We start from the raw sequence: 2,319 nt of genomic DNA on the forward strand, positions 1-2,319 counted from the left end.
CCCTTTCCTGCTCCCCGCCACCCCCCGGCCGGTCCGTCCCGGCCTGATGCTCATGAACGTCTCACACAGTCAAACGCCCGGAGCGGGGACCGGGTTCCCGGCTCCGGGCCGGTGTCCTGATCCCGCCGCCGGGGCGTTTCACGTCAGTCGACGATCCGCACCGGGTCGCCGGCCCGGACCGTGCCGCGGCCCACCGGGACCAGGTTCTGCCCGAAGACCGGTTTGCCGTCGACGCGGCGGTGCCGTCCGAGGGTGTGCAGGGGCTCGGCGCCTCGTCCCGCGGTGGCCTGGTCGGTGGTGGTCACGACGCAGCGCCCGCAGGATTTGACGACCCGCAGGACGACCTCGCCGACCGCGACGCGGGACCAGCCGTCCTCCGCCCACGGTTCGGTGCCGGAGACGACCAGGTTCGGCCGGAAGCGGTTCATGGGCAGGGGGCCGTCGGCGGCGTGCGGGCCGCCCGCGATCAGGGAGTTGAGGGCGTCCAGGGAGGCCGTCGTCGTGAGCAGCAGCGGGAAGCCGTCGGCGAAGGCGACGGTCTCGCCCGGCAGCGCGTACCGGGGGTCCACGGGCCGGCGGGCCGCGGGATCGTCCAGGTGCACCAGCCGGACCTCCGCCCCGAGGAAGGCGCTGCACCAGTCGTGCGCGGCCGCGTCGTCCGCGGGCAGCGCCTCGACCTCGTCACGGAAGAGCTGCGTCGGGACGGTGACCACCCCGCGCGGCACCGGCACGGTGAGCGGCTCCATGCCCGGTGCGGACAGCCGGACGCCGCCACCGGGCAGAAGCTCGGCGGCGGCCAGGGCGAGGCGCGGCTGCCTGCGTTGCGTGACGACCTTTCCCCCGTCGTCGATCAGCATCCAGCGTCGGTCTCCGGCCGGCCCCCAGGGCTCCACGACGACCTCCCGGAGCGACAGGCTCCGGAACGCCTTGACCGGATGGACGTGGATCGACCGCAGTCGCGCTTTCCCCATGACGCCATCGTGCCAGGTGGCACGGACGATCCCGGGGACGGCTCAGTAGCCGCGGTACTGCTGCTGGTTGTACGGGTCCTGGTACGGCGCGGGGGCCGGCCGGGGAGTCGCGGGGCGCATCGCCTCGTAACCCGCGGGACCGGGCGCGGCCGGGCGGGGCTGCTGCTGGTACTGGGGTCCGGGGTACCCGCGCGGCGCGGTCGCCTGCTGGGGGATGTACGCGGCGGGGGCCTGCTGCAGGGGCGCGGGCTGCGGCGCCTGCTGCGGGTAGCCGTAGGAGGACTGGGAGGGACCCGCCGGCAGGGCGGGCAGGGCGGACGGGAGCGCCGGCAGATGACTGCTCGGCACGTCGTACGCCGCGGGGACCCGGATCGGGGCGATCTGCGGGGTGCCCCGTTCGGCCACGAGGGAGTCGTAGATCGGGGTGTCCGGGAAGGAGGCGGAGTAGTAGCCGCCGCCATAAGTGGAGCGGGGGGAGGTCATGGCCATAAGTTAAGCCCACGATGTGCTGGTTGGGGAGACCGATAAGAGGGTTGTTTTGCGTGTCCGCACTGACCCGGTATCCCCAATGCGAGCGAACTTGGCAAAATAGGGCGTCACGCCGCGCGCTTTTGAGGTAAAGGCCGTGTTCCGAGCGGGTTACCGGCGGTTGGCCGAACATCTCGCCGAACCTCTCGTCGCACCTCCGCGGGTGGGACGGACGGCCGGGAGAATAGGTTGGGCGCGGAAAACGCGACGAAGCGCCGGGACGCGGCCCGGTGACACCTGATGGGGGCGGACATGTCAATGTCGAAAGGATCGAACACCCCGGTGCCGACGACGGCGCTGCGGGTCGAACTGGGCTGGCGATCCGGCCCCTCAGTCCCCGACGCGGACGCGTCCGCCCTGCTCCTGGTGGGCGGAAAGGTGCGTTCCGACGCGGACTTCGTCTTCTACAACCAGCCCGCGCACTCCTCCGGCGCGGTCCGGCACGAGGGCAAGCGGGACGCCGGCGGGCGGGTGACCGACAGCCTCCACGTCGACCTCGCGCGCGTGGAGCCCGCGATCGAGACCGTCATCCTCGCCGCCTCCTCGGACGGCGGCCCGTTCGGACGGGTCCCGGACCTCTACGTCGAGGTGCGCGACGCGGCGCGGAACACCGTTATCGCCCGCTTCGACAACCCGGGCGCGACCGTGGAGACGGCCTTCGTACTGGGCGAGTTCTACCGCCGCCAGGGCGCCTGGAAGTTCCGCGCCGTCGGCCAGGGTTACGACAGCGGGCTCGAAGGTCTGGCCACGGACTACGGCATCTCGGTGGACGAGCCCCAGCAGGCACCCGCGCCCGTTCCGCCGGCCCCCGCGGTCACGC

At 72.7% G+C, this 2,319-nt stretch carries 3 protein-coding genes; 1 reads left to right on the forward strand and 2 read right to left on the reverse strand.

Features of this window, described 5'->3' with window-relative positions:
* Nucleotides 1-143: 143 nt before the first annotated feature.
* Entirely contained in the window at nt 144-971 is an 828-nt protein-coding gene (locus DMH12_RS38245) for an MOSC domain-containing protein (protein WP_125495837.1), read from the reverse strand.
* A gap of 42 nt (nt 972-1,013) precedes the next feature.
* Complete coding sequence (locus DMH12_RS38250; protein WP_161328455.1) at nt 1,014-1,454, reverse strand: DUF6643 family protein; 441 nt, start codon at nt 1,452-1,454, stop codon at nt 1,014-1,016.
* A 303-nt stretch (nt 1,455-1,757) separates the two neighbouring features.
* Between DMH12_RS38250 and DMH12_RS38255 the strand changes: the two genes are divergently transcribed.
* A partial coding sequence (locus DMH12_RS38255; RefSeq protein WP_148107606.1) for a TerD family protein occupies nt 1,758-2,319 on the forward strand: 562 nt, incomplete at its 3' end.

It is taken from the genome of Streptomyces sp. WAC 04229 (assembly GCF_003947455.1).
Lineage (GTDB): Bacteria > Actinomycetota > Actinomycetes > Streptomycetales > Streptomycetaceae > Streptomyces.

Bases quoted from the DNA above. Each gene is read 5' to 3' on its own strand.
- DMH12_RS38245 (WP_125495837.1), bottom strand. From the start codon at position 971: ATGGGGAAAGCGCGACTGCGGTCGATCCACGTCCATCCGGTCAAGGCG.
- DMH12_RS38250 (WP_161328455.1), bottom strand. From the start codon at position 1,454: ATGACCTCCCCCCGCTCCACTTATGGCGGCGGCTACTACTCCGCCTCC.